The organism is Solirubrobacter deserti, assembly GCF_027587175.1.
In the GTDB taxonomy this organism is placed as follows: domain Bacteria; phylum Actinomycetota; class Thermoleophilia; order Solirubrobacterales; family Solirubrobacteraceae; genus Solirubrobacter; species Solirubrobacter deserti.
Map to the genome: position 1 here is coordinate 16,743 of NZ_JAPCID010000068.1, position 21,081 is coordinate 37,823.

General features: G+C 72.2%; 21 protein-coding genes. 7 read left to right on the top strand and 14 right to left on the bottom strand.

The genetic code is table 11. From position 1 onward, the window contains the following. The first annotated feature begins 11 nt into the window (after nucleotides 1–11). Nucleotides 12–629: a GNAT family N-acetyltransferase gene (locus OJ962_RS30585; protein ID WP_202952666.1), complete on the top strand. Its 618-nt coding sequence runs from the start codon at nucleotides 12–14 to the stop codon at nucleotides 627–629. Here OJ962_RS30585 and OJ962_RS30590 read toward each other — a convergent pair. From OJ962_RS30590 to OJ962_RS30620, 7 genes are read right to left on the bottom strand one after another with little or no spacing between them, the layout of a single operon-like run. Further along, a complete protein-coding gene (locus tag OJ962_RS30590) occupies nucleotides 585–1,703 on the bottom strand; it encodes a DegT/DnrJ/EryC1/StrS family aminotransferase (protein ID WP_202952665.1) in 1,119 nt (372 codons plus the stop codon). The two genes, OJ962_RS30585 and OJ962_RS30590, sit on opposite strands and share 45 nt — an antisense overlap. Then, nucleotides 1,700–3,259, bottom strand: coding sequence for a citramalate synthase (cimA, locus tag OJ962_RS30595; RefSeq protein ID WP_202952664.1), 1,560 nt, complete (start codon nucleotides 3,257–3,259; stop codon nucleotides 1,700–1,702). Before cimA ends, OJ962_RS30590 begins: the two co-directional genes overlap by 4 nt. Continuing rightward, nucleotides 3,256–4,182 (bottom strand): branched-chain amino acid transaminase, encoded by a 927-nt coding sequence (locus OJ962_RS30600; RefSeq protein ID WP_270006820.1) that lies wholly within the window; start codon nucleotides 4,180–4,182, stop codon nucleotides 3,256–3,258. The genes cimA and OJ962_RS30600 overlap by 4 nt, the downstream gene beginning before the upstream one ends. Before the next feature lies 1 nt (nucleotide 4,183). Then, nucleotides 4,184–5,209 (bottom strand): 3-isopropylmalate dehydrogenase, encoded by a 1,026-nt coding sequence (gene leuB / locus OJ962_RS30605; protein WP_202952663.1) that lies wholly within the window; start codon nucleotides 5,207–5,209, stop codon nucleotides 4,184–4,186. Between the two features lie 13 nt (nucleotides 5,210–5,222). Continuing rightward, nucleotides 5,223–5,783 (bottom strand): 3-isopropylmalate dehydratase small subunit, encoded by a 561-nt coding sequence (leuD, locus tag OJ962_RS30610; protein WP_202952662.1) that lies wholly within the window; start codon nucleotides 5,781–5,783, stop codon nucleotides 5,223–5,225. Continuing rightward, a complete protein-coding gene (leuC, locus tag OJ962_RS30615; protein WP_202952661.1) occupies nucleotides 5,784–7,154 on the bottom strand; it encodes a 3-isopropylmalate dehydratase large subunit in 1,371 nt (456 codons plus the stop codon). After that, a complete protein-coding gene (locus OJ962_RS30620; protein ID WP_202952660.1) occupies nucleotides 7,151–7,735 on the bottom strand; it encodes a helix-turn-helix domain-containing protein in 585 nt (194 codons plus the stop codon). The genes leuC and OJ962_RS30620 overlap by 4 nt, the downstream gene beginning before the upstream one ends. Nucleotides 7,736–8,093: 358 nt before the next feature. On the opposite strand from OJ962_RS30620, the gene OJ962_RS30625 reads away from it, so the two are divergent. Both OJ962_RS30625 and OJ962_RS30630 read left to right on the top strand, forming a co-directional pair. Next, nucleotides 8,094–8,981: a patatin-like phospholipase family protein gene (locus OJ962_RS30625; protein ID WP_202952659.1), complete on the top strand. Its 888-nt coding sequence runs from the start codon at nucleotides 8,094–8,096 to the stop codon at nucleotides 8,979–8,981. Between the two features lie 21 nt (nucleotides 8,982–9,002). Beyond that, nucleotides 9,003–9,926, top strand: a complete 924-nt coding sequence (locus OJ962_RS30630; RefSeq protein ID WP_202952658.1) for a hypothetical protein — start codon at nucleotides 9,003–9,005, stop codon at nucleotides 9,924–9,926. A 7-nt stretch (nucleotides 9,927–9,933) separates the two neighbouring features. Here OJ962_RS30630 and OJ962_RS30635 read toward each other — a convergent pair whose 3' ends face one another. From OJ962_RS30635 to OJ962_RS30650, 4 genes are all read right to left on the bottom strand, one after another. After that, entirely contained in the window at nucleotides 9,934–11,505 is a 1,572-nt protein-coding gene (locus tag OJ962_RS30635; RefSeq protein WP_202952657.1) for a 2-isopropylmalate synthase, read from the bottom strand. A gap of 147 nt (nucleotides 11,506–11,652) precedes the next feature. Further along, entirely contained in the window at nucleotides 11,653–12,048 is a 396-nt protein-coding gene (locus OJ962_RS30640) for a PPOX class F420-dependent oxidoreductase (RefSeq protein ID WP_202952656.1), read from the bottom strand. Nucleotides 12,049–12,053: 5 nt separating this feature from the next. Beyond that, nucleotides 12,054–12,857: an arginase family protein gene (locus tag OJ962_RS30645; protein WP_202952655.1), complete on the bottom strand. Its 804-nt coding sequence runs from the start codon at nucleotides 12,855–12,857 to the stop codon at nucleotides 12,054–12,056. Beyond that, nucleotides 12,854–14,077 (bottom strand): hypothetical protein, encoded by a 1,224-nt coding sequence (locus OJ962_RS30650; RefSeq protein WP_202952654.1) that lies wholly within the window; start codon nucleotides 14,075–14,077, stop codon nucleotides 12,854–12,856. The genes OJ962_RS30645 and OJ962_RS30650 overlap by 4 nt, the downstream gene beginning before the upstream one ends. Nucleotides 14,078–14,127: 50 nt before the next feature. Here OJ962_RS30650 and OJ962_RS30655 point away from each other — a divergent pair, with 50 nt between their 5' ends. Next, nucleotides 14,128–14,256 carry a hypothetical protein gene (locus tag OJ962_RS30655; protein WP_255525653.1) on the top strand — a complete coding sequence of 43 codons (129 nt, stop codon included), beginning with the start codon at nucleotides 14,128–14,130 and terminating at the stop codon, nucleotides 14,254–14,256. Next, nucleotides 14,253–14,492 (top strand): hypothetical protein, encoded by a 240-nt coding sequence (locus OJ962_RS30660; RefSeq protein ID WP_202952653.1) that lies wholly within the window; start codon nucleotides 14,253–14,255, stop codon nucleotides 14,490–14,492. The genes OJ962_RS30655 and OJ962_RS30660 overlap by 4 nt, the downstream gene beginning before the upstream one ends. Here OJ962_RS30660 and OJ962_RS30665 read toward each other — a convergent pair. Next, nucleotides 14,477–15,835 carry an NAD(P)/FAD-dependent oxidoreductase gene (locus OJ962_RS30665; protein ID WP_202952652.1) on the bottom strand — a complete coding sequence of 453 codons (1,359 nt, stop codon included), beginning with the start codon at nucleotides 15,833–15,835 and terminating at the stop codon, nucleotides 14,477–14,479. The two genes, OJ962_RS30660 and OJ962_RS30665, sit on opposite strands and share 16 nt — an antisense overlap. Further along, nucleotides 15,835–17,232: an aspartate aminotransferase family protein gene (locus OJ962_RS30670; protein ID WP_202953360.1), complete on the bottom strand. Its 1,398-nt coding sequence runs from the start codon at nucleotides 17,230–17,232 to the stop codon at nucleotides 15,835–15,837. The genes OJ962_RS30665 and OJ962_RS30670 overlap by 1 nt, the downstream gene beginning before the upstream one ends. Nucleotides 17,233–17,371: 139 nt before the next feature. Between OJ962_RS30670 and OJ962_RS30675 the strand changes: the two genes are divergently transcribed. Both OJ962_RS30675 and OJ962_RS30680 read left to right on the top strand, forming a co-directional pair. Beyond that, a complete protein-coding gene (locus tag OJ962_RS30675) occupies nucleotides 17,372–17,818 on the top strand; it encodes a CHAP domain-containing protein (protein WP_202952651.1) in 447 nt (148 codons plus the stop codon). A gap of 140 nt (nucleotides 17,819–17,958) precedes the next feature. Further along, nucleotides 17,959–20,319 (top strand): M14 family zinc carboxypeptidase, encoded by a 2,361-nt coding sequence (locus OJ962_RS30680; RefSeq protein WP_270006821.1) that lies wholly within the window; start codon nucleotides 17,959–17,961, stop codon nucleotides 20,317–20,319. A 39-nt stretch (nucleotides 20,320–20,358) separates the two neighbouring features. Here OJ962_RS30680 and OJ962_RS30685 read toward each other — a convergent pair. Then, nucleotides 20,359–21,081 (bottom strand): PucR family transcriptional regulator (locus tag OJ962_RS30685; protein WP_270006822.1); only part of this gene is annotated, 723 nt, incomplete at its 5' end.

Consider the following 21,081-nt stretch of genomic DNA (forward strand, 5'->3'; position numbering starts at 1 on the left):
CATGACCAAAGATGGATTTGCTCGTCCGCCCCGCACGCCCCGAGGACGCCGCCGCGCAGCTGCTCTTCGAGTCGGCGAAGCCGTACTACACCGCCTACGCCGGCAGCGAACGCGGGGCGCTGCGGCTGCTGCAGCGCGTGTGGGCGCACCGAGGGCACGCCGCCAGCTACGAGTACGCGCTGCTGGCGACCCATCAGGAGGAGATCGTCGGCGTGATGGCCGGCTTCCCCGTCCGCGACGGTGATCGCCTGAGCCGGCGCTTCATCCGCCTCACGCTCCCGCGCGTGGCCCCGTGGCGCCTTCACCGCACGTTCGCGCACCTGTACGCGGCGGGCGGCGTCGCGCCGCACCCGCCGCTCGACGCCTACTACGTCGACGCGCTCGCGGTGCACGCCCACCACCGCCGCCAGGGCGTCGCGCAGCGCCTGCTCAAGGCTGCCGAGGAGCAGGCCGCACGCGCGGGTTGCATGCGGATCGCGCTCGACACGGGCCTGCAGAACCGCCCGGCCCGCGCCCTCTACGACGCGTACGGCTTCCGGGAGCGCGAGATCCGCCGCGCCCCCAGCGACCGCATCGCCAAGTTCCTAGGCGGCCCCGGCTTTGTGGGCTACCTGAAGGACGTCGCCTAGCTTCTCCGCCACCTCGGCGACCTGCGACTCGGTCAGCTCCGGGAAGAAGGGCAGCGCGATCGACCGCGCCGCGACGTCCTCGCAGACCGGAAACTCGCCCTCGCGGTGGCCGAACGCCTCGCGGTAGAAGCTCATCAGGTGGATCGCGGGCAGGTACGGCTTGGACTGCACGCCACGCTCCAGCAGCGCCCGGACCGTGTCGTCGCGGTCCACGCCGCGCGGCAGCTGGACGACGAACACGAACCAGCCGCGTACGTCACCGCCCAAGTCCTCGCACGGGAGCTCGAGACCCTCGACGCCGGCCAGGGCCTCCCGATACCGCGCCGCCACCCGCGCGCGGTCCGCGAGCATCCCGTCCAGCCGGTCGAGCTGGGCGAGCCCGAGCGCGCACGCGATGTCCGTGAGGCGGTAGTTGAAGCCGAGCCGGTCGTGGTCGAGCCAGCCCATGTCCGGCGCGCGGCCCTGGTTGCGCTCGGAGTCCACGCGCACCTTCATGTCGGCCGAGCCCATGGTGAGCATCCCGCCCTCGCCCGTGGTGAGCTGCTTGTTGGCGTAGAAGCCGAACGCGGCGGGATGGCCGCGCCCGCCCACCCGCACGCCGTCGGCGTGGACGGCCCCGAGCGCCTCGCATGCGTCCTCGACGATCGGCAGTCCGTGCCGCTCGAGCGCCGGCGTGTCGGCGGGGTAGCCGAAGATGTGCACCGGCAACAGCGCGGTGGTCCGCTCCGTGATCGCCGCGGCCGCCGCCTCGACGTCGAGGTTGAGCGTCACCGGGTCGATGTCGACGAAGACGGGGCGCGCGCGCTCGTACAGGATCGAGTTCGCGCTCGCGACGAACGAGAACGGCGACGTGATCACCTCGTCGCCCTCGCTCACGCCGACCGCCCGCAGCGCGAGGTGCAGCGCGGCCGTGCCGGACGAGACGGCGGACGCGTGCGCGGCCCCGACCTTCGCCGCGAACCCCCGCTCGAAGGCGGGGACGCGCGGGCCCAAGGACAGGTACCGGGAGCGCAGGACCTCGACGACCGCGTCCTCCTCCTCGCGGCCCAGGACGGGCCGGGCGACCGGGATCACGACGCCTGGACCGACGCCTGCGAGCGCAGCATGCCCGCCTCCAGCGAGTCCACCAGCGCGTCCCACGAGGCCTCGATCACGTTCTCGTGCACGCCGATCGCGCCCCACGTCGACGTGCCGTCGGACGCGTCGAGCAGCACGCGGGTGGTCGCGCCCGTCGCCTTCCACTCGTCGAGGATGCGGACCTTGAAGTTGACCAGCTTGATGTCGCGCAGGTGCGGGAAGCGCTCGCCGATCGCGGCGCGCAGCGCCTGATCGAGCGCGTGCACCGGGCCGTTGCCCTCCGCCGTGCGCACGAACCGCTGGTTGCCGACCCAGACCTTGATCGTCGCCTCGGTCTCCACGCGGCCGTCGGCGCGCTTCTCGGCGATCACGCGCCAGGACTCGAGCGTGAACAGCGGCTGGTAGTCGCCCGTCTCGCGCTTGATCAGCAGCTCGAAGGAGCCGTCGGCGGCCTCGAACTGGAAGCCGCGGTGCTCGAGCTCCTTCACGCGCTCGACCACGCGCGCCGCGGCGGCGTCGTCCAGCGCCCCGCCCGCGTGCGCGATCACGGTGCCCTTGCCCGACAGCTCGCTCACCAGCACCTCGCGAGAGTTGCCGACCACCGTCGGGTCGATGTGCTCGAACGTGGACGGGTCCGCGTTCACGCCCGCGACGTGCATCCCGCCCTTGTGCGCGAAGGCGTTCTTGCCCACGTAGGCCTGGTTGGCGTCGGGCTGCAGGTTGAGCATCTCGGCGACCATGTGCGACGCCTCGGTCAGCCCTTCCAGCGACGGCAGGCACTGGAAGCCCATCTTCAGCTGCAGGTTCGGGATGATCGAGATCAGGTTCGCGTTGCCGCAGCGCTCGCCGTAGCCGTTCATGGTCCCCTGGACCATCGAGCAGCCCTCGGCGATCGCCGCCAGCGAGTTCGCGACCGCGCATTCGGCGTCGTTGTGGGTGTGGATGCCCAGCGCGGCGGACGGCAGCGCGGCGCGCACCGCCCGCACGGCCTCGGCCACCTGGTGCGGCAACGTGGCGCCGTTGGTGTCGCACATCGTGAGGTTCTCCGCGCCCGCCTCCAGTGCCGCGGTGAGGCACTCGATCGCGTACGCGCGATCGTCGAAGAACCCGTCGAAGAAGTGCTCGGCGTCGTAGATCACGCGCTTGCCTGACGCCACCAGGAACGCGACCGACTCGGCGATCATCCGCAGGTTCTCTTCGCGGTCGACCTTGACGACCTTCTCCAGGTGCAAGCCCCACGTCTTGCCGACGATGGTCGACACCGGCGTCCACGACTCCGCGAGGACCCGCAGGGCGGCGTCCTCCTCGGCCGACACGCCGCGCCGGCGCGTCATCCCGAAGGCGCACACGTCCGCGCGCAGCCCGGCCTCGCTCAACCGTTCGAAGAGCTCGAGCTCCTTCGGGTTCGAGGTCGGGAAGCCGGCCTCGATCATGGGCACGCCGAGCTCGTCGAGGATGCGCGCGACGCGCACCTTCTCCTCGACCGAGAGCGACATCCCCTCGCCCTGCATGCCGTCGCGCAGGGTGGTGTCGTAGACGATGACCTGGCTCATGAGACCGCGGCGGGCACCCGGTCCAGCCAGTGCGCGTAGCGCTCCGAGCGCCCGTGCAGGGCGTCCTCGAAGATGGCCTGGATCTCGGTCGTGACCGGGCCGCGCGTGCCGTCGCCGACCGTCAGGTCGTCGACCTCGCGGATCGGCGTCAGCTCGGCCGCGGTGCCGGTCATGAAGATCTCGTCGGCGCGGTAGAGCTCGCCGCGCGCGATGTCGCGCTCGATCACCTCGTAGCCCTGGTCGCGCAGGATCTCGATCGCGGCCGCGCGGTTGATGCCCTCGAGGATGTCGTTGGCAAAGCCCGGCGTGTGCACGACACCGTCCTTGACCAGGAACAGGTTCTCGCCCGTCCCCTCGCACACGTAGCCGTTGGAGTCGAGCAGGATCGCCTCCTCGTAGCCGGCCTTGTCGGCCTCGATCTTCGCCAGGATCGAGTTCAGGTACTGGCCGCCGGCCTTGGCCGTCGGGATCAGCGCGTCGGAAGAGATCCGCCGCCACGAGGACACCCGCGCGCGGACGCCGGACACCTTGCCCTCTTCGCCGAGGTACGCACCCCACGCCCACACGGCGATGATCACCTCGACCGGGCAGTCGAGCGGGTACAGGCCCATCGGCCCGGCCCCGCGGAACACGAGCGGCCGGATGTAACACGACTTCAGACCGGATGCGGTGATCGTCTCGAACGTCGCGGCGCGGATCTCGTCCTTGGAGTACGGGATCTCCATGTGGTAGAGCGCGGCGGACCGGAACAGCCGGTCGATGTGGTCCTGGTGGCGGAACACGGCCGAGCCGCCTTCGGGCGTCTCGTACGCGCGCACACCCTCGAACACGCTCGTCCCGTAGTGCAGCGCGTGCGTGAGCACCCCGACCTTGGCGTCCTCGTGCGCGACGAGGTCGCCGTTCATCCAGATCTGATGGCTCACGTCACAGCTCCTCCAGCACCGCCTTGGTCACCTCGGCGGTGGTCGCGGTCCCGCCCAGGTCCCTGGAGCGGATGCCCTTGTCCAGGGCCTTGTCCACGGCCGATTCTACGGCAGCCGCCTCGTCCTCCCGGCCGAGTCCGTGGCGCAGGAGCAGCGCGCCGGAGAGGATCATGCCGATGGGGTTCGCGACGCCCTGGCCGGTGATGTCGGGCGCCGAGCCGTGGACGGGCTCGAACATCGACGGGCCGTCGCCGCCGAGCGAGGCGGTGGGCAGCATGCCCAGCGAGCCGGTGAGCATCGAGGCCTCGTCGCTGAGGATGTCGCCGAACATGTTCTCGGTGACGATCACCTCGAAGTGCCGCGGGGCCGCGACCAGCTTCATCGCGCACGCGTCCACGAGCTCGTGCTCGAGCTCGATGTTCGGGAACTCCTCGGCGTGCACCCGCGTGACCACCTCGCGCCACAGCCGCGAGGTGTCCAGCACGTTGGCCTTGTCCACGCTCGTGACGCGGGACTTGGCGGCGCGGAAGCCGGCGCGGACGATCCGCTCGATCTCCTCGACGGTGTAGACCATCGTGTCGTACGCGCGGCCGTCCTTGGTGCCGCGCTCGCCGTAGTAGAGCCCGCCGGTGAGCTCGCGGACGATCAGCATGTCGACGCCCTCGATCAACTCGCGCTTGAGCGGGGAGGCGTCGTAGAGCGCGCGCAGCGGCCGGATGGGACGCAAATTCGCGTACAGGCCGAGGTCGGCGCGCAGGCGGAACAGCGCGTCCTCGGCGCGCACCGCGCCGGACTCGTTGGTGTCCCACTTGGGACCGCCGACGGCGCCGAGGAAGACGGCGTCGGACGCCTTGACGGCGGCCACCGCCTCGTCGGTGATGGCGACGCCGTACTCGTCGATGCCGGCACCGCCGACCTTGTGCTCGTCGTAGGTGAGGTCGAACGCGACGGCGTTCAGGACCTCGACGGCGGCGGTGGCGACTTCCGGACCGATCCCGTCACCGGGAAGAAGGGCAATGTTCGGCATAAGTTGCGGGACCCTACAGATTCAGGGTGACCGGCCCGGGCCGCTCACGCGTGGACTCGTACTCGCCGATCTCGTCGGCGTTCTGCAGCGTGAGCGCGATGTCGTCGAGCCCGTTGAGCAGGCGGTGGCGACGATCGGCGTCGAGCTCGAACGGCACGGCGCGGCCGGCGAAGCGCACTTCCAGCGCCTCGAGGTCGACCTCGGCCTCGCCCGCCTCCATCACGGCCTTCACGTCCTCCTCCGGGAGCACGACCGGCAGCAGGCCGATCTTCGTGCAGTTGGAGAAGAAGATGTCGGCGAAGGAGGACGCGATGATGGCCTGGAAGCCGTAGTCCTGCAGCGCCCACGGTGCGTGCTCGCGGCTCGACCCGCAGCCGAAGTTCGGGCCCGTGGCGAGGATCGGGTTCTTGGGCAGCGACCAGCCGGGTTCCTGCGCCCAGTCGTAGAACAGGAACTCGCCGAAGCCGGTGCGCTCGATGCGCTTGAGGAACTGCTTGGGGATGATCTGGTCCGTGTCCACGTCGGCGCGCGCCAACGTCGACACCTTCCCGGAGACGACCTTGACGGGCTCCATTTAGTTCCACTCCCGGATGTCGACGAAGCGGCCCTCGATCGCGGCGGCGGCGGCCATCGCCGGGGACACCAGGTGGGTGCGCCCGCCGCGGCCCTGACGGCCCTCGAAGTTGCGGTTGGAGGTGGACGCGCAGCGCTCGCCTGGGTCCAGCGTGTCCGGGTTCATGCCCAGGCACATCGAGCAGCCCGCGGTGCGCCAGTCGAAGCCGGCCTCGCGGAAGATCTGGTCCAGGCCCTCCTGCTCGGCCTGCTTTGCCACCTGCACCGAGCCCGGCACGACCATCGCGTTCTTGACCGTGGACGCGACCCTGCGGCCCTTGATCATCTCGGCGGCGGCGCGCAGGTCGCCGATGCGGCCGTTGGTGCAGGAGCCGATGAAGACCCGGTCCAGCTTGAGCTCGGTGATCGGCGTGCCCGCCTCCAGGCCCATGTAGACCAGCGAGCGCTCGTCGGTCTCGGTCTCCGGCGCGGGCACCGCCTCCGCGACGCCCACGACCTGGCCGGGCGTGGTGCCCCAGGTGACCAGCGGCGAGATCTGCGACGCGTCGACGGTGATCTCGCGGTCGAACGTCGCGCCCTCGTCGGTCTTCAGCGTCTTCCAGTACGCGACGGCCGCTTCGAAGTCCTCGGGCGCGCCGACGCGTCCGCGCACCCACTCGAACGTCGTCTCGTCCGGCGCGATCATGCCCGCGCGGCCGCCGCCCTCGATCGTCATGTTGCAGATCGTCATCCGCTCCTCCATCGAGAGGGAGCGGATCAGGTCACCGGAGTACTCGACGACATGGCCGGCGGCGCCGTTGGTGCCCATCTGGCCGATCGTGCCGAGGATCAGGTCCTTGGCGGTCACGCCGTGGCCGAGCTCGCCCACGTAGTTGATCCGCATCGACTTCGGCTTGGGCTGGGAGAGGGTCTGCGTGGCGAGGACGTGCTCGACCTCGCTCGTACCGATGCCGAACGCGAGCGCCCCGAACGCGCCGTGCGTCGCCGTGTGGGAGTCGCCGCACACGATCGTCATGCCGGGCTGGGTGACGCCCAGCTCCGGGCCGATGATGTGCACGATCCCCTGGCGGTCGGAGCCGAGCGAGTAGACCGGGATGCCGAACTCGTCGCAGTTGGCCTCCAGCGCCTCCACCTGACGGCGGGAGAGGGCGTCGCGGATCTTCGCGCTCACCGGCGTGCCGTCCGTCGGCACGTTGTGGTCGGCCGTCGCGAGCGTGCGGTCCGGCCGGCGCACCTCGCGCCCGGCGAGCCGGAGGCCCTCGAAGGCCTGCGGGCTCGTCACCTCGTGCACGAGGTGCAGGTCGATGAAGATCAGGTTCGGCGCGATCTCGTGCGCGGACCAGATCTTGTCGAACAGCGTGGTGGGGGTCATGAGCGGCGCAGGCCCGCCGACACGATCGCCAGCAAGACGGCCTCCTCCTTCCCGAGGTTGGCGAAGTGGTGGGGTAGATCAGCGTCGAAGGTCACGCAGTCACCCGCGTGCAGCTCGTGTTGAGCGTCTTCGACGTGCAGGGTCAGGGTGCCGCGCTCGATCAGCGCGGTCTCGCGCGCGCCCGCCTCATGCCGAGGCGGGTCGCCCGGGCCGCCGGTGACGGCGCCGGGAGCGAGCGTGTGACGCGTGACCTCGGCGCGCAGGCCGGGCAGCGGCGGCGTGAGGAGCTCGTACGCGTGGCCGCCCGCACCGCCGCGGCGACCTTCGCCCCGACGCACGATCGACACGGCGCTCTCCTCGTCCAGGCGCAGGAGCTGCGACAGGCGCAGCTCCAGCCCTGAGGCGATGCGGCTGGCCACCTGCAGCGTCGGGCTCGTCTCTCCGCGCTCGACCTGGCTGAGCATCGGAGCGGAGACGCCGGAGCGCTCGGCGAGGTCGCGCAGGGAGAGATCCATCGCCTCCCTGAGCGCCTTGACGCGCGGACCGACGGCCGCGACGGTGGGATCGGCAGCTGCCGCCATGTCGCCTGTACGTTATCACGTACAGGCGTTCGCGGATCAGCACTTCACGTGCACTAGTTGCGCCAGTGGTCGAACATCTCGCGGCCTCTCTCTCCTGAATGGCCGCGCGCGTTCCCCGGCGCACGGTACGTCTCAACTGGTTGACAATCGACGCTTCTCGGGCCGTCGCTGCCTAAGGTGGGGATTTCCGGACCCTCGCGTCAACAAACACACGCCGGAGTCCGAACGTGCCCATTCGACCGACCCGTCCGGGTCGCCGTTGCGTATGGGCAGGGAAGGCCGCGGCACCGGCCGGTCAGCGTTCCCCCTGACCGCTTCTCACCTCGGTGCTCGCGGCCTTCCTACTACCTTTGAGCCCGTGCTTCCGGATGCTCTGGTGCTCGGCGCGGGCGGGACCCTCGGCGAGGCGTGGCTGCGCGGCGTGCTGAACGGGCTGGAGGTGAGTTCCGGGTTGGATTTCCGCGAGTGCGAGTACCTGCTCGGCACGTCCGCGGGCTCGATCGTGGCCGCGACGCTCGCCGCCGGGCAGCGCCCGGACGCCGGCGAGCGCGCCGCGGACGAGTGGGCGCGCGCGGTGCCGGACGAGATCGAGGAGGAGCCGGAGACGGCGCGCTTCGAGGTGGTCGGACGCGCGGCTCGGGCAGCCGCGACGCCGTTCGCGAACGTCGCGCTGTCGGTCACCGCCCCCGCCGGCCGGCTGGCCCGCGCCGTCGTCCTGCGGCGCGCGCCGCGGCCTGACCGCACGCTCGGCGGGCTCGGCCCGCACATCGAGGCGCTTGACGCGCGCTTCGACGGGCGCCTGCGGATCTCCGCCGTGGACCGCTCGAGCGGCAAGCGCGTGATGTTCGGCGCGCCGGACGCGCCGCGCGCGACCGTCGCCCAGGCCGTGCTCGCCTCCTGCGCCGTCCCGTGGCTGTTCGCACCGGTCGAGATCGGCGAGCGCGAGTACGTCGACGGCGGCGTCTGGAGCCCGACGAACCTGGACGCCGTCCCCGCCGGCCGCGGCTCCCGCGTGCTCGCGCTGATCCCGACCGCCGGGGCGACGATCGCGCCGCTGCGGACGGCGACGTCGCTCGCGCTCTCCCGCGAGGCGTCCGCCCTGCGTGGGCGCGGCGCGCAGGTGACGACGATCGTCCCCGACGACGCCAGCCTGAGGGCGATCGGCCCCAACCTCATGGACGCGAGGCGCCGCGAGGCGGTCGCCACCGCCGGGTACGCGCAGGGCCGGCGCGCAACTCCTGAGTAGACCGGCCGTTTCAAGACGCGGATGCTCCCCTGTGGTCCCGCCGACGTCGACGAGCTCGCGCGCACCGCGCACACTCGCGTGTACCGGCACGAGGGCGAAGTCCGCGGCTGTCATCGCGGCCGGGCGTCGTTCACGCTCGGCCAGCGGGTCGTGCGCGTGTACGTCCGTGGCCGCTTCGCCGCGGTCCAGCGCAAGGTGGGCGAGCGCGAGGCGCTGCGCGTGTACGACCTGCGCGCGCGCCGCCCGCGCGGCGACGAGGACCGCGCCCGCCGGTTCGTGGCCATCCGGTTCTCCGCCGGCACCGCGGTCTACCTCGCGGAGGAACCGGACGGGACGACGACGGTCTCCGACACGGGCGAGGGCTATTACGGCCACCGCGCCGCCGGCACGAGCTTCCTCGCGTTCAAAGGCACGGTGATCGCCACCGGTCTCGGCAACCAGTTCTCCTTCTCCGGCCTGAAGTCCGGCGGCAAGTCGGCGCCGAACGGGCGGCTGATCACGCACGGCTCGATCCGCGTCGACGTCCGCAACAGGAACCTGCTCGTGGCCGGGCACGGCGAACGGCCGCCGATCCGGCTCGGGACGTCGATCGGCGAGTGCTCCTCACCCGGTGACTGCGAGGGGATCGGCGGGGTGCAGATCGCCGGCGATCGCTTTCTCGGCGCGAGCTACGGCTACGCCCGGCAAGGCGGGTACAGCGACGTCACGATCCATGACCTGGTCGCGGGCACGCAGCGCAAGCTGTGCGTCGGCATGACGCGCTACGTCCTCGGCGACTCCGGTCGCGTGGCCTGCAGCGATCGCACGCCGCTCGGCGCGCAGATCCGCGTCGAGGACGTCGTGCTCGAGGAGAACGAGCGCGTCGATCCCGACTCGCTCGAACGCCGCGGCGACCAGCTGGTGTGGCGCACCGGCGGCGTCGAGCGAACCGCGCCGCTGCCCTAGGAGCCCGTCACGGCGTCTGCGTGAGGACGGGCTCGTCGGTCTCGGCCGACTCGGCGGCCTGGATGACCTTGGTCTCCACGTTGGACAGCGCGCGCACGTAGGCGAGCGCGGCGGCCTCGATGATGTCGGTCGAGACGCCCTGTCCGGAGGCGCTGGAGCCCGAGAGCTCGAGCACCACGCTCGCCTCGCCGAGCGCGTCCTGGCCGGAGGTGATGGCGTCGATGCGGAAGTCGCGGAGCTTGGCCTCGCGCGTGGTGGCGGCGTTGATGGCGCGGAAGATGGCGTCGATCGGCCCGTCGCCGGTGAAGTCGCCGCGGACGCTCTCGCCCGCGGGCGTGAGGATCGAGACGGTGGCGTGCGGCGGGCGGCGCGTGGAGGCCTCCACGTCGAACCACTCGAGCGTGTAGGCGCCGGCGTCGGAGCGCAGCTCGTCGGTGACGAGCGCCTCGAGGTCCATCGCGGTGACCTGCTTCTTCTTGTCCGCGATCTCCTTGAAGCGCTTGAACGCCTGGTTGAGCGTCTGGCCCGAGACCTCGTAGCCGAGGTCCATCAGCGCGGACTGCAGTGCGTGGCGGCCGGAGTGCTTGCCGAGGACGATCGAGTTCGCGTCGTCGAAGCCGACGGACGCGGCCGACATGATCTCGTACGTGGAACGTTCCTTGAGGACGCCGTCCTGGTGGATGCCCGACTCGTGCTGGAACGCGTTGCGGCCCACGACGGCCTTGTTGGGCTGCACGCCGTAGCCGGTCAGGCGCGACACGAGCCGCGACGTGCGCGCGATCTCGCGCGTGTTGATCTCGGTCGCCAGGCCGATGTGCTCCTCGCGCGTCTTGAGCAGCATCACGACCTCCTCGAGCGACGCGTTGCCCGCGCGCTCGCCGATGCCGTTGATCGCGCACTCCACCTGGCGGGCACCCGCCTGCAGCCCGGCGAAGGAGTTGGCCACGGCCAGGCCGAGGTCGTTGTGGCAGTGGACGCTCAGCACCACGTCCGCGAGCGCCGGCACGCGCGCGTACAGGCCCTTGAGGAACTCGCCGTACTCGATCGGCATCGCGTAGCCGACGGTGTCCGGGATGTTGATCGTGGTCGCGCCCTCCTCGATCGCCGCGGCGATCACCTCGGCGGTGAAGTCGATGTCCGCGCGGGTCGCGTCCATCGGGGAGAACTCGACGTCGTCGACCAGTGACCGCGCATGCGCGACCGCCGCGCGCGCCTGGCCGAGCACGTCCGGGCGCGTGGACTGCAGCTGGTGCTCGATGTGGATGTCACTGGTGGAGATGAACGTGTGCACGCGCGGGCGGTCCGCGTCCTTGACGGCCTCGGCGGCGCGCTCGATGTCGGCCGCATGAGCGCGCGCGAGGCCCGCGATGACCGGGCCGTGCACCTCCCGGGCGATCGCCTGTACCGCCTGGAAGTCACCCGGGGAGGCGATCGGGAATCCAGCCTCGATCACGTCCACGCCGAGCCGCGCGAGTTGGTGCGCGATCTCGAGCTTCTCGGTCGTGTTGAGGCTGATGCCCGGCGACTGCTCGCCGTCGCGCAGGGTGGTGTCGAAGATGATGACCCGGTTCGGATCCATGGGACGCAGCTCCTTTTGAGGACTTTCTCGCTTCTTCTCCGGTGTGAGTTCGCGGCTTAGCGGCCGCCCACGCAGTAATCCCCCTAGCGGGGGAGGAGAAGAAGAAGGGAAAGGCCGAACTGCGTCATCGCTGGACCGGACTGTACCTCAGACATGCCAGCCGTGCCAGTGCTCGATCTCGATCCAGGCGCTCGTGCGCGCCTTGTCGCGGACCGGGTACGGGTTGCCGCCGTAGTGCGTGGAGAGGCGGTCGATGTCCTTGAGGTCGCTGTCCGGTGCGAACTCGACGATCGCGCCCTGGAGGCTGACGTGCGTGTACCAGTTCTCGTCCAGCGCCGTGATCGACACGCGCGGGTCCTTGCGCAGGTGCTCGAGCCGCGCGCGGCTGTCCTCCATGTTGATCAGCACGCGGCCGTCGTCCTCGAGGATGTACCAGGTGGCGACCGACAGCGGGGAGCCGTCGGGCTTGAGGCTGGCCATCACGGCGGGCAGCGGCTTGGCGAGGAGCGCCTTGACGTTGTCGGGGAGCGGTGGCTTGGGCATGCCCTTCAAAGTACGTCGTCGAGCAGGCGGACGATGCGCCGTGCGTCGCTGCCGTCAGGGTCCTGATCGGGGTCGTAGATCACGGCGCTCATGCCGACGCAGCCGCCGTGCGCGAGCGCGCCCTGCAGCAGCTCGGTGAGCTGGGGCCACGTGAGGCCGCCGGGCTCGTCGGGGACGTCGGGCAGGCCCTGGGCGGGAAACTCGACCGGGTCGAGCACGTCGAGGTCCAGGTGCAGCCACCACGGGCGGTCGATAAGCGCGGCCGCCTCACGGCCCGACCCCGCGGTCATTTCGGGCAGCGGCCGCACGAACACGCCCAGGTCGCGCAGCGTGCCGACGTTGAACTGCGCGCGCCAGGCGTCGTCGCGCGGGCCGAGCAGGGCGAGCGCGTCCTTGTCGAGCGAGGTGAAGTCGGGCTCGATCGTCCGGCCGGTGAGACCGAGCAGCAGGCCGATCTCGGCGTTGGCGGCCTCGCCGTCCTCGGAGACGTCGAGCGGCATCGTGTCCTCGTGGCCGTCGACGCAGATCAGGGCCTGCGGCCGGATGCCGAGCAGCACCGAGCAGTCACCGCCCACCACGAGCGGGAACCCCTGCGTGCGGCGAAGGCGATCCGCGAGCTGATCGGCCATGGCCAGCAGCGCGTCCTCGTTGATGAGCGTCGTCCGCGGGCCGCGTTCCGGGTTGCCCCGTGGGAGCTGGAGGTCTGCACCGGGATGGCTCAGCCCGGCCTCGCGCAGCGCGGCCGCCGCTCGCGCCTGGTGCCCAGCCCGGCCGTAGCCGTCGAACGGCACGCCGATCAGCTCGATCATCCGCGCACCGGGCGACGAACGGCGGGGGCGTCGCCGGACTTGACGCGCGCGACCAGGGGGCGGGCCCGCGGGGTGCGCGGCAGCCAGATCGTCATGGTCACGGACCGGCCGCTGGCGAGGACGTACGAGTCCCCGCCGGTCGTGACGGTGCGCCCGCGCCGCGAGAGCTTCGCGTCGACCCAGCCCGCGCAGCCCGTCCCGACGGCGGCGCGTGGGCACGTCAGCCGCACCTTCAGGTGGTCGCCGGCGAGCTTGACCGTGCCGACCCGCGCGTCCGCGCAGGCGGACGGAGCGGGCGCCGGCGGCCCTTCGGCGAGGTCCCAGACCTGCACGACCAGGTCCCCGCACGGCCGGGCGACCCAGGCCACCCGGGCGCCGTCGAACGCCCAGTACGGCTGCAGACCCTCGACCGTCACGCGCCGCTCGCCGACCGTGATGACGCCGTCGTCGTCGCGTGTGGCCGTCGCGCCGCCGCTCACCCGGGTCTCGATGCCCTCGGGCAGACGCTCCGAGCGGGCCGCGCCGGGAGCCAGCCGCTCGAGCGTCTCGCCGAGGCTGTAGACGAGCGTGCCGTCCTCGCTGAGTTCGACGAGCCACAGCGGTTTCTCACCGATCCTGACGCGGGACACGACGGCGCCGGTGCGCCAGTCGGAGACGACCAGCGCGCCCGCCTCCGCGTCGCTGGCGGCGGCGAACCGCCCCGCGAGCGCCCGCAGTTGGCCGGGAACCGTGGCGCGCGCTCCGTCGGCCACGTCGACGACGCGGCTGTCGGCGTTGCAGGCGGCGCCGAACGCCGTCCTGTCCAGCGCGAAGAACGTGAACGGCACCGGGCGCCCGCACGGGTGGTCGCGTGACTGGGCGCCGGTCGCCAGATCGACGCGGAGCGCCTCGCCCGGGTGGTCGTTGTCGTCCAGGCACCGCCCGCGGCACAGCGCGCGCTGCGCGAGCACGGTGTTCGCGGAGCCCACCACCGAGAGCAGCCGCTCCCCGCGCCCGGGCGGGAACGCCGCGATGTCCCGCCGGACGCCGTCGGGCCCCGCGGCCACGAGTACGTCGCCCGCACCGCGGCTCTCGAGCCAGACGACGTGCCCCGCAGCCAGGACGATGTCGCCCCCGGTGACGGCCAGGGTGTCGGCCACCGGGGCGGCGATCGAGTACGAGCGGGCGTGGGCGGCCGGCGCGAGCGCCAGCAACAGCAGCACGGCGATCGTGGCGCGCATGCAGTCGGGGTGCCCGGTTCGCCGCGCCGGAAACGGGTATCCCCCGCGCCGTGGCTGCGATCTCCCCCTCTCCCCGCCGTCGTCCCCACGACCTGCCGCGCTGGGCCGGTACGCTCGGGCTCGTGTTGGGGAGCTCGATCGGCGCAGCCGCCTGTTACGGGCTCGCCGCCCTGCTGTGAGAGCGGGGCAGGCGCTCGGACTGGGCGCCTGGCTGCTGATCATCGCGTGGCTGGTCCTCTACGTCACCGACCGCTCGCGCGCCGCGGGCTGGTGCCTGCTCGGCGCGGGCGTCCTGCTGCTCGTCGCCGGTCCCCTGTTCCTGCACACCGGTGACCGGCAGCTCCGCATCACGGGCGTGGTGATGCTCGCCGCGGGAGCCTTCTTCGCCGCCTTCGGGCTCTATCTCGCGACGTGAATGCCGAGCGCGCGCGGGGCAGCCGCGACCGCGCGCGTGAGCAGGTCCACGGGCGCGCCGCGCTCCTCCAGCCGTTCCTTGCGCAGGAACGCGCGCCGGACGAGCATGCCGCCCGCGAACGCGAACGGCTCGGGCGGGACGCGCACCGGCTCGGCGTCCTCGAGCGCGAGGTCGGTGGTCCTGCCGGAGGCCAGCGCCGCGAGCGCACGGCCGGCGAGGTGGCACGGCCCGACGCCGTTGCCGGTGAACCCGAACGCGTAGTGCACCGGAACGCCTTCCAGCGTGCCGATCTGCGGCAGGTGCGAGGGCGAGACGTCGATCGGCCCGCCCCACGCGTGCGTGATCGCGCGGCCTGCGAGCTGCGGGAACATCTCGACCAGGTGCTGCGCCGTCTGCGTCGCGACTTCGGCGTCGACCTCGATCTTGCCGCCGAGCCGAGCGCCGGGCGCGAGCCGGCCGCCGCCCCAGCCGAAGGCGATCCGGCCGTCCCGCGTGGTGCGGAAGTAGTGCACGAACGTGCGGGCGTCGGTGATGCACTCGCCGCCGGACCAGCCGAGCTCGGCGAGCACGTCCGGCACCGGCTCGGTGAGGACGATGTGGGAGCTCGTCACGGACAACCGGTCGCGCAGCGGCGGCACGCCGCGCGTCGCGGCGTTCATGGCCAGCACCGCCGCGCCCGCGATCACGCGCCCGCCGGCCGTCTCGGCCTCCACCCCGTCGGCGGACACCCGCAGCGCGGTGACGCGCGAGCGTTCGCGGATGACGTCCCGCAGCCGCTCACGCAGGCCGAGCGCGAGCCGGGCGGGCTGCACAGTGGCGTCGTCGGCGACGAGCAGCCCGCGGCGGAAGCGCGGCGAGTCGCAGCGCGCCCGCACCTCCCCTTCGCTCAGGACACGCACCCGGTCGGGCGGCGCGGCCTCGGCGATCTCGTCGACGATCGCGTCGTGGGCGGGCGCCGTGGACGCCATCACGTAGCCGCCGGGCGTGAACCACGCGTCCACTTCCTGCTCGCGGCACCACTCCCCGATCGAGCGCACGCTCTCGGCCGACTCTCGGCACAGCTTCAGCGCACGCGCCCGGCCGAAGCGCTCCTCCAGCGACGGCAGGTGCGTCCACAGCGTCTCGCAGAAACCGCCGTTGCGCCCGCTCGGTCCGTGCCCGCACAGCCCGGCCTCGAGCACGAGGACGGATGCGCCGCGCTCGCGCAGCTGCCACGCCGTCCACAGGCCGGTGTAGCCGCCGCCGACGATCACGACGTCGGCGCGCGCCTCGCCGTCCAGCGCCGGGGCAGGCTCCACCGCGCCGGCCTCCGCCAGCCAGTAGCCGTGCGCGGTGTGGACCATCACGCCACGTAGAAGCGCTCGGACGCGTCGGCCAGCACGGCCTCGGTCTTCGCGGCCATCTCCTCCAGCTCCTCGCGGCTGCTGGTGAGCGGGGGCGCGAGGTGCAGGACGGCGTCGCCGCGGTCGTCGGGCCGCGCGATCAGCCCTTCCTCGAGCAGGCGCCCGGACAGGAACCCGCGCAGGAGCTTTTCGCGCTCCTCGGCGCTGAAGCGCGACTCGCCCGCGTCGCGCACGAGCTCGAGCGCCCAGAAGAACCCGGCGCCGCGCACGTCGCCGACGATCGGCACGCGGGACTTGATCCCTTCCAGCAGCTCGCGGATCACGGGCTCCAGCGCGCGCACGTTCTCCAGCACGCCCTCGCGCTCGAAGATCTCGAGGTTGCGCAGCGCGATCGCGCTCGCCACCGGGTGCCCGGCGAACGTGATGCCGTGCATGAGCATCCGGCCGTCCTCGTACAGCGGCTCGGCGATCCTGTCGGACACGAGCACGGCGCCCATCGGCGCGTACGCGGACGTGATGCCCTTCGCGCACGTGATCAGGTCGGGCGCGACGCCGTAGCGCGAGGACGCGAACCACTCGCCGATGCGGCCGAAGCCCGTGATGACCTCGTCGGCCACGAGCGCGATGCCGTACTTGTCGCACAGCGCGCGCAGCCCGGGCCAGTAGCCCTCGGGCGGGACCAGGCACCCGCCGGCGTTCTGGACGGGCTCGGCGATCAGCATCGCCACCGACTGCGGGTCGGCCTCGACGATCGTGCGCTCGACGTCCTCGAGCAGGTACTCGCAGAACGCCGCCTCGTCGCCGCCCTCGGGGTGGCGATAGCGGTTGGTGTTGGCGATCCGCGTGACCGGGATCGGCGCGGCGCCGAACGGCTCCTTCATCGGCCGCACGCCGGTGAAGCTCAGCGCGCCGAGCGTCACGCCGTGGTAGGCGATCTCGCGCGCGATCGCCTTCGTGCGCTGCGGCTCACCCTTGGCCAGGTAGTGCTGGCGGACGATCTTCCACGCCGCCTCGACCGACTCGGAGCCGCCGTTGGTGAAAAAGACGCGGTTCAGGTCGCCGGGCGCGCGCTCGGCCAGCGCCGCCGCGAGCTTGATCGACGGCGGGTGCGCGGTCGCCCAGTTCGTGTTGAACGCGAGCGTCGACATCTGCGCCGACGCCACCGAAGCCATCTCCTCGCCGTACGAGTAGCCGATCTGGCAGCAGAACAGCGAGCTCAGCCCGTCGAAGTAGCGGTTGCCCTCGGTGTCGAACACGTAGGAGCCCTCACCTCGCTCGAGCACGAGCAGCGGCTTGCCGCCCGGGCCGAACGCGCCGTTGCGCGTGAAGTGCATCAGCAGGTGCCGGTGCGCCTGCTCCTGGAGCGAGTCGATCCCCACCGTGTCGGGCACAGTCATGCGCTTCATGCTCGCCCGGCTGCCCGGGTGCCCGCAATGGGCGGAACGTCGCGTTCCGGCCGCTCCGCGCCGACATTCCGTCATGGTGGACGAAAAGGCCGCTTGTCGCATTTCCGACGAAGGGCGACCCTTCGCCGCCGTGACGCGATGGATCGCACTGCTGGTGCTCGCGGCGGTGGGCGCGACGATGCTGCTCACCTGGCCCGAGGTCGACGACGAGACGGGCCCGGAGAAGGCCCACTCGCTCTACGGGTTCACCTGCCCGCCGCACTGCGACCTGGGTCCGGCCTACGTCGCCTTCCGCGTCAACAAGCTGTTCGCCGCGCGCACCGACCCGGGTCAGTGGGCGGACAAGCGGCTCGCCCGGAAGCCGTCCATCGGCGCGATCGCGTCCTGGGGCGACGGCCGGGTCGCGTTCGTCGAACAGGTGCTCTCGCCCGATGCCGTCGAGGTCACCGAGCTCACCCCGGAACGGCTCACGCGCCGCACCGTCACGCGCGGTCACGGCTGGCCGCGCGGGTTCATCCTGATCGGGCCGCCGACGTCGGACAAGCCGGCGCCGACCGGCGAAGGCACGCTGATCTGAGCCCCCGGACGGCCCGGAACGCTTGACGTCCCCGGCGCGGTCCCGTACACACGCACCGCTGTATGAGGGTGCCGTGAACGGACCCGCCGGCGATGGGGTTCGCCGGAGTTCCAGCGGCACTTCCACGAGGGGAGGGTTCCATGGTGGAGTTGTCGTTCCCAGCGCGACCGCGCCGCGCGGCCGGGGTGCTGCTGGCCGCGACCACGTTCGCACTGTCAGCCGCGCCGGCCTTCGCGCAGCAGGCGCCGACCGGCGTGCAGGTCAAGCAGGGCCAGGGCTTCGCGACCGTGTCCTGGAACGCGGTCGAAGGCGCAACCGAGTACCGGATCGAGCGAACGCCGCTGCAGGGCGAGGAGCCGGCCGGCGAGCCGGTGCTCGTCGGGCGTTGGCTGCCGGACCGCTACCTCGGCGCGCCGCCGACGGTGAATTACACCCGCGAGCTGACCTTCGCGGACTCGGGCTTCACGCTCGGCCAGCGCTACCGCTGGCGGGTGAGCGCGGTGGTGGGCGAGACGGTGGGCGCCCCGTCGGCGCCGGTCGACGGTCAGACACGGGAGCCCGACGGACCGGCGCAGTTCCGCACGGGCTTCGAGCTCAGCGACGGGGCGACCTGGACCGTCCATCAGAACGAGCTGCAGGTGGTGCAGGGGATCGCCGCCGCCAGCGAGCGTGTCCGCCTGGAGAGCATCGGGAGCACCCACGAGGGCCGGCCGATGCTGCTGGCCACCATCGGCTACCCGCGGCCGAAGCCGGTCGAGCAGATCGCCGACTCGCCCGGCGTGTTCATCATGTGCTCGGTCCACGGCGGGGAGCGGTCGGGACGGGAGGCGTGCCTGATGCTGCTGCGCGAGCTCGCGTTCTCGGACGACCCGCGCATCATCGACATCCTCAGCCACGCGACGGTGCTGATCAACCCGTCCGCCAACCCGGACGGACAGGCTGCCGGCCGCCGCACCAACACGGCCAACCAGGACCTCAACCGCGACAGCCTGCTGCTGCGCCATCCCGAGGCGTTCGCGATCGCCGACGCCATCCGCCGCAGCCAGCCCGAACTCGTCATCGACGCGCACGAGAAGGGCGGCGGGCCCGACACCGACCCGTCGTGGTCGCGCAGCCGGATCATCAACGCGCAGCTGGTGTCGCTCGGCCAGGAGATGACGATCGGCCGGCTGTTCCGCGACGGCGCCGGCGCGGGCTGGTCGATGCGGCCCTACACCGGCTGGGCGAACAACAACTGGGAGGGCTTCCACCACAACATGGCCGGCATGAAGAACATGCTGGGCTCGTTGCTGGAGACCGCCAACGCCACGCTCCCGGCACGCCCGAACGCGCCGTCGAACTCGCCCGCGGGCCAGAAGCGCCGCGTGTACACCCACCTGTGGTCGATCCAGACGCTGCTCGACTACCACCGTCAGAACCTGCCGGCGATCCAGACCGTCCTGGCCGCCTCCAAGGCGGCCAACGTCGCCAACGACAGCCCGGTGTACCTCGACGGCGCCTACGACGACCCGTACGAGGTCCCGTTCGGCGTCAACGAGCCGTTCACGGTGGCGCTGGAGCCCTTCTGCGGCTACCGGCTGTCCGCCGAGCAGTACGCCCACCGGGCGACCGGCGCGCTGATCGCCCCGCTCGCCGGCCAGACGTGGACCTCGAACACGGTGCAGGCGCGGCTCGCCGCTCACGGCGTCGAGGTGAGCCAGGTGGGCGCCGGCATCGTCCAGGTCAAGCTGGCCCAGCCGCTGCGTCCGCTGCTCCCGTACCTGCTCGACCCGCAGCTCGAGACGCCCAACCGGCCGGCCGGGCTGCCGAACCTCAGCATGACGAAGGCTGCGCGCCTCGACGATCGCCGCGCCACGGTCGTCATCGGCGAGACCGACACCGGCGTGCCGAACACGGTCGACGCCGCGAGGTGCTCGATCAACGACCTGATCGCGGACGAGCAGACCTGGCCGTCCCACGGGCAGTTCCTCGTCCACGTCGCCGCGGTCGCCGACGCCCTCGCGGCGGCGGGGACGATCACCGCCGACCAGCGCAACCGGATCGTGTCGGCGGCCGGCGTCGAGGCCGAGGGAACCGTCTCGGGCTCGGTGCCCGCGACGCTCTCGCTGTCGATCAACCGGCCCGCGACGTTCGAGCCCTTCGTGCCGGGCGTCGACCGCACGTACACCGCGGGCACGACCGCCGACGTGATCTCGACGGCGGGCGACGCGCTGCTCAGCGTGGCTGATGCGAGCCCGACCGGCACGGGCCGGCTGGTCAACGGCGCGTTCACGCTGCAGAACCCGCTGATGGTGGCGGCCACCAGCGACGGCGGAACGGGCTCCGCGCCCGCGTCGATCGGCGGTTCGGCCGCTCCGACCCCGCTGCTGGCCTACACCGGCCCGCGGAGCAACGACTCGGTCACCCTGGCCTTCTCGCAGGCCATCGGGCGAGCGGAACCGCTGCGCACGGGCACCTACAGCAAGACGCTCACGTTCACGCTGTCGACGACACAGCCGTGAGCGCGTGACGGGCGCCCTCGGCACGCCGCCGAGGGCGCCTCAGCGCGCGCCGCGCCGGAAGCGCCGCGCCCGGACGGCGAGATGCAGGCCCAGGATGACGTCCTCATCCTCGAGCGAGACGCCGAGCGCCTCCTCGATGCGGCGGAGCCGCAGGTAGAGCGACTGGCGCTCGAGATGCAGCGCCCGTGCGGCCTCGGCCTTGCGGCCGCCGGCCGCGAGGTAGGCCTCCAGCGTCTCCAGCAGCACCCGCGTGCGGGGCGAGCCGTCGTAGAGCAGCGGGCCGAGCTGGTCCTCGACGAACGCCTCGAGCTCCGGCGTGTCGCGCAGCTCGTGCAGCAGGTCGGCGACGCCCGGACGGCGCGCGTCGTACCAGCGTCGCGCGGGCAACGAGGTGGCCGCGCCGGCCGAGCGGCGTACGCGCCGCAGGCCCTGCCCGGCGGCGGTCCACGTGTCCGCGGGCCCGCCGACGGCGAGCGCGGCGTCGGCGGGGCCGAGCCCGTGGCGGTCCAGCGCGCCGTGGAACAGGTGCGCGACGTGCTCGACGAGCGCCTCGTCGTAGCCGCGGGTGCCAAGCGCGAGCAGGACGAGCAGGTCGACGTCGCGCGGGCCGAGCAGGACGGCGAGCCCCGTCGAGGCGAGCGCGGCGCGGAGGTCGCCGGACAGCCTCGTCCACGAGACGCCGTCGGCGACCACCGCGTCCGCCGGCCAGTCGGCGGCATCGTGGCCCGGCGCGGCGAGGTCGCGACCGGGGCCGGCGAGGCC

Bases quoted from the DNA above. Each gene is read 5' to 3' on its own strand.
- OJ962_RS30585 (WP_202952666.1), top strand. From the start codon at position 12: ATGGATTTGCTCGTCCGCCCCGCACGCCCCGAGGACGCCGCCGCGCAG.
- cimA (WP_202952664.1), bottom strand. From the start codon at position 3,259: ATGAGCCAGGTCATCGTCTACGACACCACCCTGCGCGACGGCATGCAG.
- leuB (WP_202952663.1), bottom strand. From the start codon at position 5,209: ATGCCGAACATTGCCCTTCTTCCCGGTGACGGGATCGGTCCGGAAGTC.
- leuD (WP_202952662.1), bottom strand. From the start codon at position 5,783: ATGGAGCCCGTCAAGGTCGTCTCCGGGAAGGTGTCGACGTTGGCGCGC.
- leuC (WP_202952661.1), bottom strand. From the start codon at position 7,154: ATGACCCCCACCACGCTGTTCGACAAGATCTGGTCCGCGCACGAGATC.
- OJ962_RS30620 (WP_202952660.1), bottom strand. From the start codon at position 7,735: ATGGCGGCAGCTGCCGATCCCACCGTCGCGGCCGTCGGTCCGCGCGTC.
- OJ962_RS30630 (WP_202952658.1), top strand. From the start codon at position 9,003: ATGCTCCCCTGTGGTCCCGCCGACGTCGACGAGCTCGCGCGCACCGCG.
- OJ962_RS30635 (WP_202952657.1), bottom strand. From the start codon at position 11,505: ATGGATCCGAACCGGGTCATCATCTTCGACACCACCCTGCGCGACGGC.
- OJ962_RS30640 (WP_202952656.1), bottom strand. From the start codon at position 12,048: ATGCCCAAGCCACCGCTCCCCGACAACGTCAAGGCGCTCCTCGCCAAG.
- OJ962_RS30645 (WP_202952655.1), bottom strand. From the start codon at position 12,857: ATGATCGAGCTGATCGGCGTGCCGTTCGACGGCTACGGCCGGGCTGGG.
- OJ962_RS30650 (WP_202952654.1), bottom strand. From the start codon at position 14,077: ATGCGCGCCACGATCGCCGTGCTGCTGTTGCTGGCGCTCGCGCCGGCC.
- OJ962_RS30665 (WP_202952652.1), bottom strand. From the start codon at position 15,835: ATGGTCCACACCGCGCACGGCTACTGGCTGGCGGAGGCCGGCGCGGTG.
- OJ962_RS30670 (WP_202953360.1), bottom strand. From the start codon at position 17,232: ATGACTGTGCCCGACACGGTGGGGATCGACTCGCTCCAGGAGCAGGCG.
- OJ962_RS30680 (WP_270006821.1), top strand. From the start codon at position 17,959: ATGGTGGAGTTGTCGTTCCCAGCGCGACCGCGCCGCGCGGCCGGGGTG.